At 33.5% G+C, this 14,398-nt stretch carries 17 protein-coding genes; 6 read left to right on the top strand and 11 right to left on the bottom strand.

Annotated features, from left to right (window positions below):
• Positions 1–35 precede the first annotated feature (35 nt).
• The gene (locus NiCM35_RS13000; protein WP_123259312.1) at positions 36–1,334 is read right to left on the bottom strand and encodes an arsenic transporter; all 1,299 of its coding nucleotides are present in this window, start codon (positions 1,332–1,334) and stop codon (positions 36–38) included.
• 16 nt (positions 1,335–1,350) lie between these two features.
• Positions 1,351–1,710 carry an ArsR/SmtB family transcription factor gene (locus NiCM35_RS12995; RefSeq protein ID WP_095333690.1) on the bottom strand — a complete coding sequence of 120 codons (360 nt, stop codon included), beginning with the start codon at positions 1,708–1,710 and terminating at the stop codon, positions 1,351–1,353.
• A gap of 316 nt (positions 1,711–2,026) precedes the next feature.
• Between NiCM35_RS12995 and NiCM35_RS12990 the strand changes: the two genes are divergently transcribed.
• From NiCM35_RS12990 to NiCM35_RS12980, 3 genes are all read left to right on the top strand, one after another.
• Positions 2,027–3,391 carry an MATE family efflux transporter gene (locus tag NiCM35_RS12990; RefSeq protein ID WP_123257805.1) on the top strand — a complete coding sequence of 455 codons (1,365 nt, stop codon included), beginning with the start codon at positions 2,027–2,029 and terminating at the stop codon, positions 3,389–3,391.
• Between the two features lie 528 nt (positions 3,392–3,919).
• Positions 3,920–4,402 (top strand): spore coat protein, encoded by a 483-nt coding sequence (locus NiCM35_RS12985; RefSeq protein WP_095332069.1) that lies wholly within the window; start codon positions 3,920–3,922, stop codon positions 4,400–4,402.
• A 17-nt stretch (positions 4,403–4,419) separates the two neighbouring features.
• Positions 4,420–4,857 (top strand): Hsp20/alpha crystallin family protein, encoded by a 438-nt coding sequence (locus NiCM35_RS12980; RefSeq protein ID WP_095332067.1) that lies wholly within the window; start codon positions 4,420–4,422, stop codon positions 4,855–4,857.
• 44 nt (positions 4,858–4,901) lie between these two features.
• Here NiCM35_RS12980 and NiCM35_RS12975 read toward each other — a convergent pair whose 3' ends face one another.
• Positions 4,902–5,405 carry a GNAT family N-acetyltransferase gene (locus NiCM35_RS12975; RefSeq protein ID WP_095332065.1) on the bottom strand — a complete coding sequence of 168 codons (504 nt, stop codon included), beginning with the start codon at positions 5,403–5,405 and terminating at the stop codon, positions 4,902–4,904.
• Positions 5,406–5,656: 251 nt separating this feature from the next.
• Positions 5,657–6,499: a CAP domain-containing protein gene (locus NiCM35_RS12970; RefSeq protein WP_433779714.1), complete on the bottom strand. Its 843-nt coding sequence runs from the start codon at positions 6,497–6,499 to the stop codon at positions 5,657–5,659.
• A gap of 456 nt (positions 6,500–6,955) precedes the next feature.
• Here NiCM35_RS12970 and NiCM35_RS12965 point away from each other — a divergent pair, with 456 nt between their 5' ends.
• On the top strand, positions 6,956–7,201 hold the full coding sequence (locus tag NiCM35_RS12965; RefSeq protein WP_095332061.1) for a DNA alkylation repair protein: 246 nt from the start codon (positions 6,956–6,958) through the stop codon (positions 7,199–7,201).
• Between the two features lie 95 nt (positions 7,202–7,296).
• Here the strand turns inward: NiCM35_RS12965 and NiCM35_RS12960 are convergent, their stop codons facing one another.
• The 5 genes from NiCM35_RS12960 to deoD all read right to left on the bottom strand — a co-directional run bounded on the left by NiCM35_RS12960 (position 7,297) and on the right by deoD (position 12,541).
• On the bottom strand, positions 7,297–8,121 hold the full coding sequence (locus NiCM35_RS12960; RefSeq protein WP_433779713.1) for a hypothetical protein: 825 nt from the start codon (positions 8,119–8,121) through the stop codon (positions 7,297–7,299).
• Between the two features lie 97 nt (positions 8,122–8,218).
• Positions 8,219–9,124, bottom strand: coding sequence for a CobW family GTP-binding protein (locus NiCM35_RS12955; RefSeq protein ID WP_095332059.1), 906 nt, complete (start codon positions 9,122–9,124; stop codon positions 8,219–8,221).
• Between the two features lie 141 nt (positions 9,125–9,265).
• On the bottom strand, positions 9,266–10,762 hold the full coding sequence (locus NiCM35_RS12950) for a lmo1851 family serine protease (RefSeq protein ID WP_433779710.1): 1,497 nt from the start codon (positions 10,760–10,762) through the stop codon (positions 9,266–9,268).
• A gap of 132 nt (positions 10,763–10,894) precedes the next feature.
• Positions 10,895–11,755: a M15 family metallopeptidase gene (locus NiCM35_RS12945; RefSeq protein WP_235850308.1), complete on the bottom strand. Its 861-nt coding sequence runs from the start codon at positions 11,753–11,755 to the stop codon at positions 10,895–10,897.
• 84 nt (positions 11,756–11,839) lie between these two features.
• On the bottom strand, positions 11,840–12,541 hold the full coding sequence (gene deoD / locus NiCM35_RS12940) for a purine-nucleoside phosphorylase (protein ID WP_047940464.1): 702 nt from the start codon (positions 12,539–12,541) through the stop codon (positions 11,840–11,842).
• Positions 12,542–12,778: 237 nt separating this feature from the next.
• Between deoD and NiCM35_RS12935 the strand changes: the two genes are divergently transcribed.
• Positions 12,779–12,904: a hypothetical protein gene (locus tag NiCM35_RS12935; RefSeq protein WP_095259060.1), complete on the top strand. Its 126-nt coding sequence runs from the start codon at positions 12,779–12,781 to the stop codon at positions 12,902–12,904.
• Positions 12,905–12,983: 79 nt separating this feature from the next.
• Here NiCM35_RS12935 and NiCM35_RS12930 read toward each other — a convergent pair whose 3' ends face one another.
• Positions 12,984–13,154, bottom strand: coding sequence for a YozD family protein (locus tag NiCM35_RS12930; protein WP_095332057.1), 171 nt, complete (start codon positions 13,152–13,154; stop codon positions 12,984–12,986).
• 191 nt (positions 13,155–13,345) lie between these two features.
• Between NiCM35_RS12930 and NiCM35_RS12925 the strand changes: the two genes are divergently transcribed.
• Positions 13,346–13,498: a hypothetical protein gene (locus NiCM35_RS12925; RefSeq protein WP_433779709.1), complete on the top strand. Its 153-nt coding sequence runs from the start codon at positions 13,346–13,348 to the stop codon at positions 13,496–13,498.
• Here the strand turns inward: NiCM35_RS12925 and NiCM35_RS12920 are convergent.
• Positions 13,495–14,199, bottom strand: a complete 705-nt coding sequence (locus tag NiCM35_RS12920) for a germination protein YodN (protein ID WP_095332055.1) — start codon at positions 14,197–14,199, stop codon at positions 13,495–13,497. The genes NiCM35_RS12925 and NiCM35_RS12920 overlap by 4 nt on opposite strands.
• Positions 14,200–14,398: the final 199 nt, after the last annotated feature.

Here is a 14,398-nt window from a genome sequence, read left to right as displayed (position 1 = left end):
AGTACTGTTCCCATAAACGATTTTTCTTATGTCTATTAAGAAATGATCGATAGCCATAAGTATAAACCAATTAATGTAATCAAAAGGGTTGGAATGGTTAAAATAATTCCCGTCTTAAAGTAAGTTCCCCATGAAATCTTGACCCCTTTTTGCGACAATACATGAAGCCATAATAAAGTTGCTAATGAACCTATAGGCGTGATTTTTGGTCCTAAATCAGAGCCGATAATATTAGCATAAATTAAGCCTTCTTTTATTACTCCTGTTGCATTTGTATCCGCTATAGCTAAAGCATCAATCAAAACAGTAGGCATATTATTCATAATAGAAGAAATAACAGCTGCAATAAATCCCATACCGATTGTCGCAATCAACAAGCCTTGGTCGGCAGCTACTTGAATAAGACTTGATAACAAGCCTGTTAACCCTACATTACGTAGTCCGTAAATGACTACATACATTCCGATCGAAAAGAAAACAATTGACCATGGAGCTCCCTTTATTACATTTCTGATAGATACTGCTTTGCTTCGTCTTGCAAAAATAAGAAATACAAGAGCAATGCCGCCAACAACAGCGGATACCGGAATCGCCAGAACTTCACTGCCTAAATATCCAATTAGAAGAAAGGCTAAGATTATCCAGGAAATCCGGAACATTTGTCGATCCTTAATAGCTTCTGCTGGCAACCTTAGATGGTTTAAATCATATATTTTAGGAATTCTCTTATGGAAGTAGAGATATAGAACAAGCATACTTGCCAATAAAGAAAATAGATTTGGTATAATCATTCTAGAAGCATATTCAACAAATCCAATTCCAAAAAAATCAGCAGAAACAATATTTACTAAATTACTGACGACTAGGGGTAAGGACGTGGTATCCGCAATAAAACCACTTGCCATAATAAATGGAAGAACCATTCTTTCTTCTAACTTTAATGCTCGAACCATCGACAGCACAATCGGTGTTAAAATAAGCGCTGCACCATCGTTTGCGAATAATGCTGCCACAAGAGCACCTAAAAGGGAAACATAGAAAAACATTTTTAGCCCGCTTCCATTGGCCATTCGAGCCATATGTAGTGCTGCCCATTCAAAAAAACCTATTTCGTCTAAAATAAGGGAGATGATGATAATGGCGATGAATGCAAGTGTTGCATTCCAAACAATTCCAGTCACATCTGCAACATCATGAAAATCTACTACCCCGACTAATAAAGCTAATATCGCTCCCCCGCAAGCAGACCAACCAATAGAAAGGTTTTTGGGCTGCCAAATCACAAAAGTTAATGTTAATAAAAAAATAATAATTGCTAAAAATGTGTGTAGCAAATCAAGACTACCTCCATTAGTTACATAATATTTTAATGCCTTTTTCTTTTAACCTTGTCATTTTTCCATGCTGACTTGGTATATGCTGTAAAAGTTCATTTATCAATCCATCATATTGACTTGCTTTATTTAATGAATAGAAGACCCATTGACCTTTCTTCTGTTCTTTAACAATCCCTAAGTCCCTCATTTTACGTAGATGCTGGCTGATAGCTGGCTGCGACATATTATATATTTCTACCAATTCGCATACACAGCATGCTTGTTCAGACAACAAACTAACAATTGATAACCTTGTCTTATCTCCAAGCAGTTTTAACACATCTGCTGTCTCTTTTAAAGATAATACATTTAAAGATTGGTCTTTGTTACTCATTTTATCCACCCTCATTTATGTATTATAAATAAGCATATGCTTATTTATTTATGAATCAGGTAACAAAAAACATATAGGTACTTAAAAGTATTTGCTATCCCATTATCTACACCAATTGAATAGAAAAAAGCGGTGCTACCCTTTCATATTTTTAACTTTCATGATAAGGGGAATACTAATACTTTGCAAGTAAAAAATGAATGCGATTCCTCTTCCTATTTGCGAACAATTTAGAAGTTTTCGTTTTTTTCTCTCCTTCAATCTCCTTATCTATGATATAATACGAAACGTTATTGTTAAGAAAGAGGACAAGCAGATGAAACAAACATATTCTATAAAACAAAAGCTTTCTCAAATGATTATTATTTTATTTCCTGTATTGGTTACGCAGGTTGGTATTTTTGCATTAAGTTTTTTTGATACGACGATGTCTGGACATTATAGTCCTGTTGATTTAGCCGGAGTAGCAGTCGGCAGCTCCTTGTGGACGCCAATATATACAGGACTTAGTGGTATATTGCTGGCTTTACCTCCAATTGTCTCCCAATTAATGGGGAAAAATGAGCAAAAAGGCGTATCTTTTTCTGTTATCCAAGCAGCATACTTATCTTTTACTATGGCTATCGCCTTATTAATTATTGGTTATTTCTGTTTAGATTCAATTCTTGCAAATCTCGGCTTAGAACAGGATGTCTATAGAGTCGCATATCATTACTTAATCGCATTGAGTACCGGAATTATACCTATTTTTCTATACTTTGTACTGCGTTCTTTTATTGATTCTCTTGGCCAGACGCAAATTTCCATGTTTATAACGTTAATTGCAATACCGATTAATATTCTCTTAAATTATGCACTGATCAATGGTATTTGGATTTTTCCTGAATTAGGTGGAGTGGGCACTGGGTATGCAACAAGTATTACTTATTGGGTTATGCTCTTTATTGCGGTTTATATCGTTCATAAAAAACACCCTTTTGTAGCTTTTCAGTTATTTAGCCACTTTCCGACTATATCATGGAGTAAATGGAAAGAGATATTGACAATTGGCGTCCCGATTGGTTTTTCTGTATTCTTTGAAACAAGTATTTTTAGTGCAGTAACGATTTTAATGAGCAATTATGATACAAATACAATTGCTGCCCACCAATCAGCAATTAATTTTGCATCTCTTTTGTATATGGTTCCCCTCAGTATTTCTACCGCATTAACCATTCTAGTTGGTTATGAAGTAGGAGCTAGACGTATGAAAGATGCCAAAACATATAGCTGGTTAGGTGTTGGGCTTGCTATAAGCATCGCATTTATAAGTGGAATGATTCTTTTGACGTTTCGAACTAACATTGCTGGTATTTATACAAATGACTGGGAGGTTCTCCAATTAACAGCCCACTTTCTTATTTACGCGATATTCTTTCAACTATCTGATGCAATTCAAGCACCAATCCAAGGAGCTTTGCGAGGGTATAAAGATGTAAATGTTACCCTTCTCATGAGTTTTCTATCATATTGGGTGATAGGTCTACCTAGCGGATATCTTCTTGCTGCCTACACTAACTTAGGACCCTTCGGCTATTGGATTGGTCTCATTATCGGCCTTGCAACCGGTGCAATTTTCTTAACAAGCCGACTATTTAAAATTCAAAAACACAAATTTAGTGATAAACAATACGGAAATTAACACCGGGGCTGAGACAAAACTAAAAAGAATATGCTTAAAGCTGAATAATCATTTGTTGAATTAGACGAATGATAAATAAAATCTATTTTTGTTTCTCGCCCCATTTTATAAGATTAGTGAAATGGAGTGGAAGACACTCGACTCCTGCGGGAAATAGAGGAAAGGCTGAGACCCCGCAGCGCAGTGAGGAGGCTCAGGTTCCTCCCCGCGGAAAGCGAGTGACTGAAGCGCAATGGAACGAACTTGTTTTTTAGCTATAAGAAAGATAAATCAGCGAAAAGAAAAACCCGAACTATTACGATGTTTTATTGTATTATAGTTTGGCTTTTTCTTTATGTAAAATTCTTTTGTCCCAACCCTCTTTCTGGAAGATCAAGCTTTTCCTTTTTGATTTGAAACTGTTCCCCCATCTTGTCATTCATCTAGAAAGTATTTCCTTCAATTTACTAGGCAAATACACACTTTTGTCATGTGTGAATACAATAAAAAATAAGCATATATTTGTAAGTAAGAAAGGATGAATTTCCAATGTTCCCGTGGAATTTATTCCCTTTTAATAAAGACGCCAAAAGTAGAATGGACCAAATGAATCCGCAAGATATCCAAAAGTATGTGCAAGAAATGATGGATAAACTCATGCCTGAATCTCTGCAAAAAATGGAACCAGAGAAAATGTTCCAAAGCTTTTCAAAAGAAGCAAATTTTCGTAAAGATAACATTAACCATGCCGAAAAATTTAATTATATTGTTTTTGAGACGCATCATCATGTCTATGTCCGAATTCCTATCCTCGATAGCAGTTGGTTAGAGCATATTAAAATTTTCTATACTTCCAATCAACTAATTATACAACATATTCCCTTATTTGAAGATAAGCATACAATTACCCTTCCAGCAATTGTTCGTAAAAAAGGATCTGTCGCACTTTATAAGGATGATATTTTGGAAATAAGAATTCTAAAGAATATTGATATTCACTATTCAGAGATTGATGTTACAGAAATGAATTAATAGAAAGAGGAGAATTTATGAGTTTTGATAACTTAAAAAAAATCTATCAATTTTCAGAGAATAGTCATAAGAAAGACTACTGGAAAGATATGTTTGAACCAAATGAAAAAGAGTGGTTCTCCCATCCAGCTGCATCCATAAAAAATAGTGATGCTTTTCCTGCTTGCGATTTTTATCTATTTCATTCTCGATATTATATTGACATAGAATTACCAGGGATAGATATGAATCAGCTTTCGATTCATTTAAATAACAATCAACTGCGTATAGAAGGTCATTATCAAACCATCATTCCTGATTGTGCCTATCTATCAAAAGAACGGCAGAATAAACATTTCATTAAGAATATAAAAATACCCGCATATGTAAAGGAAAAAGAGATCAACAAGAAATATGAGAATGGAATATTGCAGCTTTCCTTTCCCTGTAAAGAAATGAGAAAGGAGGGAATGTAGACTTCCCTCCTTTCCTTTATCCTCTTTAAAATGACTGGTTATAATTATAGAAATAATTTATCATAGCAATAAAACGGTTTGTCTTTCCCTTCAAAAAATGTCGAACCAACCTTATTATATCCATTCTTCACAAATAAGTTTTGGGCCTTATCATTTAATGAATATGTATCCGTTTTTAAGTAAAAAATATCTTGTTCAATCGCATACACTTCAGCAAATGCTAATAAATTACTTGCAATGCCGCCTCCACGGATATCAGAATCAACGACTAATCGGTGTATAACCATGTATTCCTTATTATCATAGCTCCAATTAATTTTCTCATAACTTTTACCGCCAATTTGATCTATTGTAATGGATCCAACGACTTTATCATCCATAATAGCTACAAAAAGATTATTGTTTTCGATATCAGCCAGGAAGCTGGCTTCGTTTGGATATTTATGAGACCATTGATCATTACCTTCCTCTTGCATAATAACTAAAGCCTTTTTTACTATCTCCATAATTGATGCTAAATCATCTATATGTCCTTGTCTAATTTCCACAAATAATTTCTCCTATACAATAAATTTATCACCTGATGCCCTATTCTTTAGTTTGCTTTATATAAAAGTAGATATTCAGGAAAAATCATTATATAAATTTCTACTCAAAAATACCACTATTTTGTTTAAAAATAGCTCTCCTTTCTTGAATTTCCATTTTTCAGATAAAAAGATGTTTGAAATACAAAAAAATACAGCCTCGTCATCAATTAAAACGAAGCTGTATTTATAAACTTGCAGAAAAGATATGCTTATTTACCAATAAATTGTTGAGTCCAGTAATTACCATTTTCTACATAACCAACACCAATATGGGTAAATTTATTGCTTAAAATATTCGCACGATGCCCTTCACTATTCATCCATGCATTTACTACTTCTTCTGGGGTTCTTTGACCTTTGGCAATATTTTCTCCTGCTGCTTTATACGTTACACCAAATTGTTTCATCATATCAAATGGGCTTCCGTATGTTGGGCTTGTATGATCAAAATAATTATTTGCACTCATATCTTGTGACTTTGCTTTTGCAACTTTACTTAATTCATTATCTAAAGTAAGTGCTGGCAAGCCATTCTTCGCTCTTTCTTTATTCGTTAAATCTACTACTTGCTTTTCAAATGCGCTGACGGAAGAACTTGCATTAGCTGAATTATTTTTTGTAGATTCAGAAGTAGTATTTTGTTGTGTTGTTGTATTAGGTTTTGAATTTGATTGCTGTTGTACATTATTAGTTTCTTTTGGTTTTGCTGTTTCTTTCTGTGTTTCTTTTGGTTTTGCTGTTTCTTTTGGTTTCACTGTTTCCTTTTGTACTTCTTTTTGCATATCCTTTTGTTTAGTAACAGGATAAGATGCTTGTTGTTTATCCATTGATCCTATTAATTCATTCAAAACTTTATCTATATCTATATGATAATTAGAAGCTATATTATGAAAAATTTTATTTAGCTGTTCTTCTGAAAGATTGTGTGCTTGATAGATTGTTTTGGCTTCCTGTGGTTGAACAGTTGAAGCTTCCGCTTTATTTGCGAGTGGAGTAGCCATCAATAACGTTGAAGCTGCTGCCACTGAAAAAATTAAATTCTTCTTTTTCATTGTTTATTTCCTCCTTGGTTGTCCAAATCGAAATAGTCATAGATTTTGTTGTTTCGACTTACAACAACATCTTACCATACGTTTTTTTGTCATATTTCTGGATATTAAAACCAATAGAAGGAAATAGGAAGCATTTCTCATGGGTAAAAAAGGAATATATAATAGGTTAATAGCTATATCAACTAATTTTTTCTCTTTCTTTCTTGAAAGAGGATATGGATAAAAAAACCTTTTTTTCTATTTTTTTAAAGTATAACTATATTTTAGAGTAAATTACATACTTGACAGACTTTTTGGGACTGCCTTTAAATAACATTAAAGACAAACAGTTTACAAAAATTTAGTGTTTGTTACAAACACTCATAATTCATTCTCATTTCTTCTATATGCATAAAAAACGGTAAATTTGGAAACCTAATATGGATTAATATACCTTATAAAGAATGGAGTAATGATATGAACAAACCGTATTGCTGCCCCAATTGCAAAACAAATCGCAGTCGCTTTAATATTATTCAGCAAGTTCCTCAATCCGTTAAGGTCGATCCGCAAACTGGTCAGGTTTTAGAGGAATATTCATCTGAGAATTTATCCCCTTTCCATATGGGATATTCTGGTCCAGATTATCGAGTTCAATGCGCTGCTTGTGGTTTGGTTGAAGATGAAAAAACCTTTATTAAATTTGGAGAAATGAAAGGATAAGAAATAAATTTACTCAATTTATTATTTAAACAATAGTAAAAAACCCCAGCACTACAAGATTTAAAAGTGCTGGGAATTTCTTTTATAGGAACTATTCAAATGGATGAATCTTCAACCTTCACCTTCCATCCTTCTAATGGTGAAGTCCGAACTAATACTAGGTCTTTTTTTATATTTCTTGTTCTGGCATTTTTCATATATACATTACACTCAATGGCAAGAGTAACTTGTAGTGCTTTCTCATATACCTTTGGCTTAACTTCATTTAAACGATTTATCTTAATATTCTCTATCAAAGCTAGTTCTGAAGACCAATCTTGCTTCGTTGTAATGTATGATAAAATGGTTGCATCCTTTTCTTTTATCCCTGCGATAAAGGCTTTGACTGCATCGTTTGGATTCATTTGTTCTAAGTACTGTCTTAATTGACCTGCTGCTTTATAGACCATTAATTTATGAGAAAAATCCATCTTCTCTGTTTTATGTGTTGTGCTTCCTAAAAAATGCACACAAAAATGTCCAGGAAAGTTGTTTGCTAAGGCACCTGCTCCATGGGGCATGCCATGCATAGATGCTGCGAACCATTGATCATTTACCATAATGAGAATCGCTCTTCTTCTCCAACTCCATTTCCCTTCATAAATTTCTTTCATTATCTTTGTATCTTTTACAGTTAATGGCTGTACATCTGCATGTTGGCTGCCTGCTCTCCGTTGTACCTTAAACTGATTACCTGTTTCAATATCTAAAATCGTAAACTTGCTATATTTTGGAATCATCTCATTAATCACGTTCCATGATAATAATTGAATATCAAAACTAATCGGAGAATAAATATTTTCTTCGGCTCCCTTCACTAAAGGTACAGGAATTATAAGAATATAACAAAGAAAAAGTAACAGGAAATTTTTTTTGTTCACAATAAACCACCTTCAATATGATTTTTACTATTGAAAGTTTGCCCTATTTTCTTCTCTATACTCTAATTTATCTTCATTTGTTAAAATGTCATACCATTTATAATTGATCCAACGCTGCCTCTATCTTCTTCCAATCAACATTTTCTCCAATGAATACCATATTCAATGGCATTTTCATATCTTCTCTCATAAATAAAGGCATGCCGTATGAATACTGAAATAAGTCTGGATGTTTTGCTTGGTGAAATTGAACATATCCCTTTATGCGATAAATCGTATCAGGCAACGCTCTTAAGAAATCTTCAAATTGGTCTGCTCCAATGCTCTTTTGAAATGTATACACAAATGTACTTAAATGCAAGCTATGGATGGAGGTTTTTTCGATATCCTTATAGACATGGCTTGCCATTTGGAGTAATTTTTCAAAAGGAAATTTGGAAAAATTAGTCAGCACACTAAAAGCATGTGGATTAATCGATTGAAGCTCAAAACTAATTTTGGCTTTTTCAGCTTCAGTTAACTGATCTTCTTTATTAATAATTAATATACTTGCGTGCCTTGCTTGCTCAAGAATAAGTTGTTGAATTGGTGCATTTAACGCTGATCGCTCAAGCCACTGTCTTCCATCTATAACTGTTATGATTCCTTTAAACCGTAGACGATTGGCAAAAAGAGGAGAAAGAATCCCATCTATCGTTTCAACAGGATGTGCAGCCCCTGTTGTTTCAAAATAAATAACATCTGGTTTTTCTTCCACTAATAAAGTTTGTATTTGCGCTTCCACTTCATCTTGGATTGTGCAGCATACACACCCACCAAGTAACTCTTTTAATGGAATATCACCATCTATTTCGTTGGAGTCTATGGAAATCCTGCCTAATTCATTCATTAAGACAGCCACTTTTCTACCAAGCTCTTGTTCCTTTTTTAATATTTCTTTTAATAATGTTGTTTTTCCACTGCCTAAAAATCCAGAAAGGACGTATATATCTGTTTGTTTCATCTTATATCTTCCTTTATTTATATTAATTTTTGCGAAAAGAATCATGCATACTTTCACTACTTGTCATACAATGGCTTACTTTTAAAAGCAACCTAAGAAAAAGAGGATGACAATTGTCTGTCACCCTTTTTCATGAAAGTCTTATTTTTTCATTTCATCTTTTAATACTTCTATTGCTTTTTTCATTTGTGTATCTGATTTTTGAAGTTTTTCCCGGAGTTTATTCATTAATTCTGTTGTTGTTTTTCCAGTAATAATTCCATCTTCTTTTAATTTTTCTTTCTTTTGAAATTCTTTTACAGTCGTTTCCGTACTATCATCAAAATAGCCATTTGTATTGTCTACATCATATCCTAATGCTTTCAACATTTCTTGCGCCGTTTTAACTTCTTCTGAATTACTGCCTTTTTTCAATTTGCTTTCTGGATTAATCATTGTTAGGCTTGCATAACTTGGAAGTTCTACTTTATAGGTTGGCTCAATCCCTTTTTCATGAATCCAGCTACCGTTTGGTGTCAGCCACTTATCGACCGTAAATTTAATATTACTTCCATCTGTGAAACTTTTTGCTTGTTGAACAGTTCCTTTTCCAAACGACTTAACGCCAACAAGCGGAACATTGGCAGATTGATTAACAGCACCAGCTAATATTTCTGAGGCACTTGCACTTCCACCATCAATTAACACAACAAGTGGAATGTCCATATTGCTGCTATTTTGCGAAGTAACTTTTTCTACGGTTCCATCTTTATGTTCGATTTGATAAATAATTTCCCCATCTGGAACAAATAGACCAGCAATTTTCTTGACTTCTTCTAGTAACCCACCTGGATTATGACGTAAATCAAGAACTATGCCTTTCATACCATCTTCTTGATATTTATTTAAGATATCAACTAATTCCGTTGCTGTATGCTCCGAGAAGCTAGTTATTTGGATTTTGGCAATTTTGTCTTTACCCATTTCTCCATAAACAGTCTCAATCGGGATCGTATCTCTTGTAATCGTCATTTTTAACGGTTCACTTGCACCAGAACGTTCTATTTCTAATTCAACATTTGTTCCCTTTTCACCGCGAATTAAAAGAACAGCTTCTGAAGAACTCATTCCTTGTAATGACTTACCGTCTACTGTCAGAATTTTATCATTCGGTTTTATGCCTGCCTTTTCAGCTGGTGATCCTTTTATTGGCGATACTACTACAATGCTATCATTTAACTGCTGAATTTCTGCTCCAATGCCTTCAAAGGAGGAGGAAATACTTTGTTGAAAGTTTCCAGCCTCTTCTTCATTCATATAATCAGAATAAGGGTCATCAAGTGCTGTAAACATACCGTCAATAGCACCATTCACTAAATCCACTGAATTTAAATCTTTGTAATAGTTATCCATTAATGTATCATACGCTGTATAAAGTTTATTGAATTCTTCCCTCTGATTATTTACCTTAACTGCAGGTTCATCACCAAAAGAAAAGGCAATTGTTGTAATCCCAGCAGCGGCAATAACTACTACAAATAAAAGCATGACAAAATAAAACTTCTTAATTTTTATATACCCTTGCTCACTTTCTTGTTCTATTTCTTTTTCTGTATTATTGTTACCATTATCCAAATGCTTCACCACTTTCGTTTCCAAGAGAGTTTTACACTATGTATGGAAATAGAATACCATGTTTATTTTTACTTAATCAAATGTAAGGGAACTTATTCTATTAATAGGGAATAGAAAAGGAATGATTAATGAGATATTCCTTTTCTGCACCCTAGCTTATATTTTTCGTACAACCTTAAAATATTCTTCTAAAGTCCAGTCATTTTCATAAATATCTTTTGCAGATTTTTTACCTACATATCGGAAATGCCACGGTTCAAATTTATATTGCGTGATTTTCTCCTTCCCTTTTGGATAACGAAGAATAAATCCATATAAATGAGCATTTTCCTTTAACCATTTTCCCTCTTTTGTTTCACCGAATCCCTCTGTTAATAAGAAGTCGGCACTCTCACTTGATATATCCATAGCAAGCCCTGTTTGATGCTCGCTATTTCCAGGGTATGCAACGGCTTGTACTGCTTTCTCTTCTCCTACCCGGCTAACCTCTGCATCATAAACCTCGGTTTGACGATTATAAGAACGATATCCAGAAACTGCATAAAGTGTAATGCCACTTTTCTTCGCACCGTTAAACATGTCCTCCAATGCCTTTGCCGCTTCTTTTCTCATATAACTTTTTTCAATATCTTGATTACCGAATGAAAATTCAACTTTAGGTCTCACTAAATCCTCTGGAGCATATCCATCTGGTAAGCCAAATTCTTTATTGACGAGCGAAACAATATTTGTCGGGTTTTGAATGACCTTTCTACCATCTACTTCTTTTATGTCATTAAAAAAAACAGACTCTAGTGTCCAAGGTTTTTTTTCTTCTTCTGATACTTTCTCTGGAGCTTGTTGTTCCTCATCCTTGACCTGATCTTCTTTGTTAACTGGTTGTTCCACTTCTTGCTCCTTTTCATTTTTATCCCAAAAAGAAACTTTATCTTGTATTGATTTTAAATCTACTTTTTCACACCCCGTTAACATTGCAATCGCTAATGCTAAAGAAGAGATGGCTACTGATTTCTTCATTTATGTCACCTTACATATCATTAAATTTTCTAACTACTGGATTTTATAAAGGTATGCAAAAAGCATACCTTTTTCTATTATTAATTATTTTATTGCTGCTTCTAATGCCACTTCAATCATTTCATTAAATGTGGTTTGTCTTTCATGTGCTGTTGTTTCTTCACCAGTTAAAATATGATCACTTACCGTTAAAACAGAAAGTGCTTTACGATTAAATTTAGCAGCTATCGTGTAAAGTGCAGCTGTCTCCATTTCTATTGCTAAGATTTGATATTTCGCCCATTTTTCCAGCTCGGAATTGTCGTTATAAAACATATCTGCGGTAAAGACATTTCCTACCTTTAAAGATAGTCCTTTGTCCAATCCACTATCATACGCTTTCTTAAGCAAATCAAAGTCTGCAGTTGGCGCGTAATCTACTCCCCCAAATGTTAAGCGATTCATTTGAGAATCGGTTGAAGCACTCATTGCAAGAATGACGTCTCTTACTTTTACATCTTTTTGGATAGCGCCACATGTACCAACACGAATTAGGTTTTGGACATTGTAGCTGCTAATTAATTCATTAATATAGATAGAAATAGATGGAACACCCATCCCTGTACCTTGTACGCTAATTCTTTTTCCTTTATATGTCCCTGTATAGCCAAACATATTACGAACTTCATTATAGCACACTGCATCTTCTAAGAAATTTTCAGCAATATATTTTGCTCTTAAAGGATCCCCTGGAAGTAAGACTGTTTCTGCAATTTCCTGTTCTTTTGCACCAATATGTACACTCATTTTTATTTCCTCCAATTGACACTCATTTCATTGTTTCTATCCAAATATTACATGCTTATGAAAACTTCACTATTTGTACTATATCATATTCTAATATGCTGTAAAACATATTTAATTTTAGCATAACAATTTTTCATAAGGTTATACTAAAATTAGTTTTCCTACACTAAGTGAGGCAAAACTATTTTCATCCTATTTTATAGGAAAATAAAGTATTCTTTCAGGAGGGGGATTATAATGGGCAAAAAACATCGAAATAGGATTAATTCTCCAAAGAAAAATAATCATATACCAAAAGAGGCTATTATTGCTGAACAGGAAGCGCATGGAAAAGAATACTCTGCAACCGGTCGCAAACGATAATATGACATTTCAAGCTTTCAGAGTATTATAAAATTATGTATAAAAAAATGGTGAGATTTCCTCACCATTTTTATTATCTTTATTCATCAATTTCTTCGTCAATAATGCATTTGTCTAATAAATATTCGAATGTAATGTCAGCCAATTCTTCAATTTCACCTTCACTAGGAACGAATCCCCTTTTTAATAGCTCACGAAAGAAAAACTCTGCTATTTCCTCAGTATCAATAATTACGTCGATTTCTTTCATGCTTATCGCCCCCTTTTTTAAAGAATATATGTGACATTAAGAAAAAAATGCTTTCACAATAAAATTATCTGACAAAACAGTCTTTTTTTCAAGAAATATTATCTTTAGTCTATAGAAAATTAATTGGAAAAGTAGACATGTTCAGCAGCAGGTCCACATATAGTTTAAATAAAAAAGGGAGGCATCGAAAAATGAATAAAATCCAATACCTATTCGAAGAAATAAAAATAGATTTAAATGAAGAAAACAGTGAAATCCTCACTATCTTTCATTCCCTTTTACAAAAGCTTTTTGCCCTTCTAGTCATTAACAGCATACCGATGTTTATCTATCTATTATTCTAGATTTTCGTTTCATTGTCTTTATCAGATCTACTGCTGACCAACTTGAGTTTTCGAAGAGTTAACTTCATAACCTGTTCATATTCGATATCTTTGAATAAAGAATATAAAATACTGTAATCATTATAGATATCTAGCAATCCGTCAATGAGCTCTTTCTTCTCCTTACTTCTTTCTAATAATTCTTTTTCTGTCTGCTGGAAAGAGCTATTTGACTTTTTTAACTCAATGGATTTTTGTTTTTTATCCAATATATAGAGTAGTCCTAATTTTTGTATAAATGAATCCGCGCTATCTGCATCTGCTACCAAGGTTAATTCATCTTCCCCTGCTTCTAGCCATTCTCCATCACTTACTCTAGAAAGCTCATAAATTACATCTTCCCATGCATCATTTTTATATCTCCAAATTTCTGTTCGAAAACCCATTATTTTAAAAAGATTGGATCCATATCCTTTCACTTTTACTAAATCACCAATAAAGAAACGATACTCAATATCAATTTTCTCTGAATCCATAATTTCACCATCATACTCAGAAAGCATTTGCAAACTGGATTCCAAATATAAACCTTCACTTTTATTTACTTCATATACATGCATATGATCCAAATATTTTACGTCCGTGATTTTTCCTACTGTTCCGTATATCGTGATCACAACAGTATCACCAATTTTGAATTTAGGTTTTTTTCGATTCGCCATAATAACAAATCCTCTCTAAACAAGATTGTGTGGCATTGCCTATTTATGCGGTTTTCCCCCACACTCTTGAGTAGAATATTTGATCTATGAAGATGGGGGATATTAAAGGAATATAATCCTATCTTCAGTTACCATGTAATTTCCATCCTTTTTCGTCTATACTTTCACTTATTTGGTACTACTATCATATGCAATAAAT

The sequence above is a fragment of the Niallia sp. M35 genome (assembly GCF_050971705.1).
Taxonomy (GTDB): Bacteria; Bacillota; Bacilli; order Bacillales; family Cytobacillaceae; genus Niallia; species Niallia circulans_A.
Note: the sequence above shows the minus strand (reverse complement) of the source record. Positions and strands in the feature narration are given on the sequence as shown.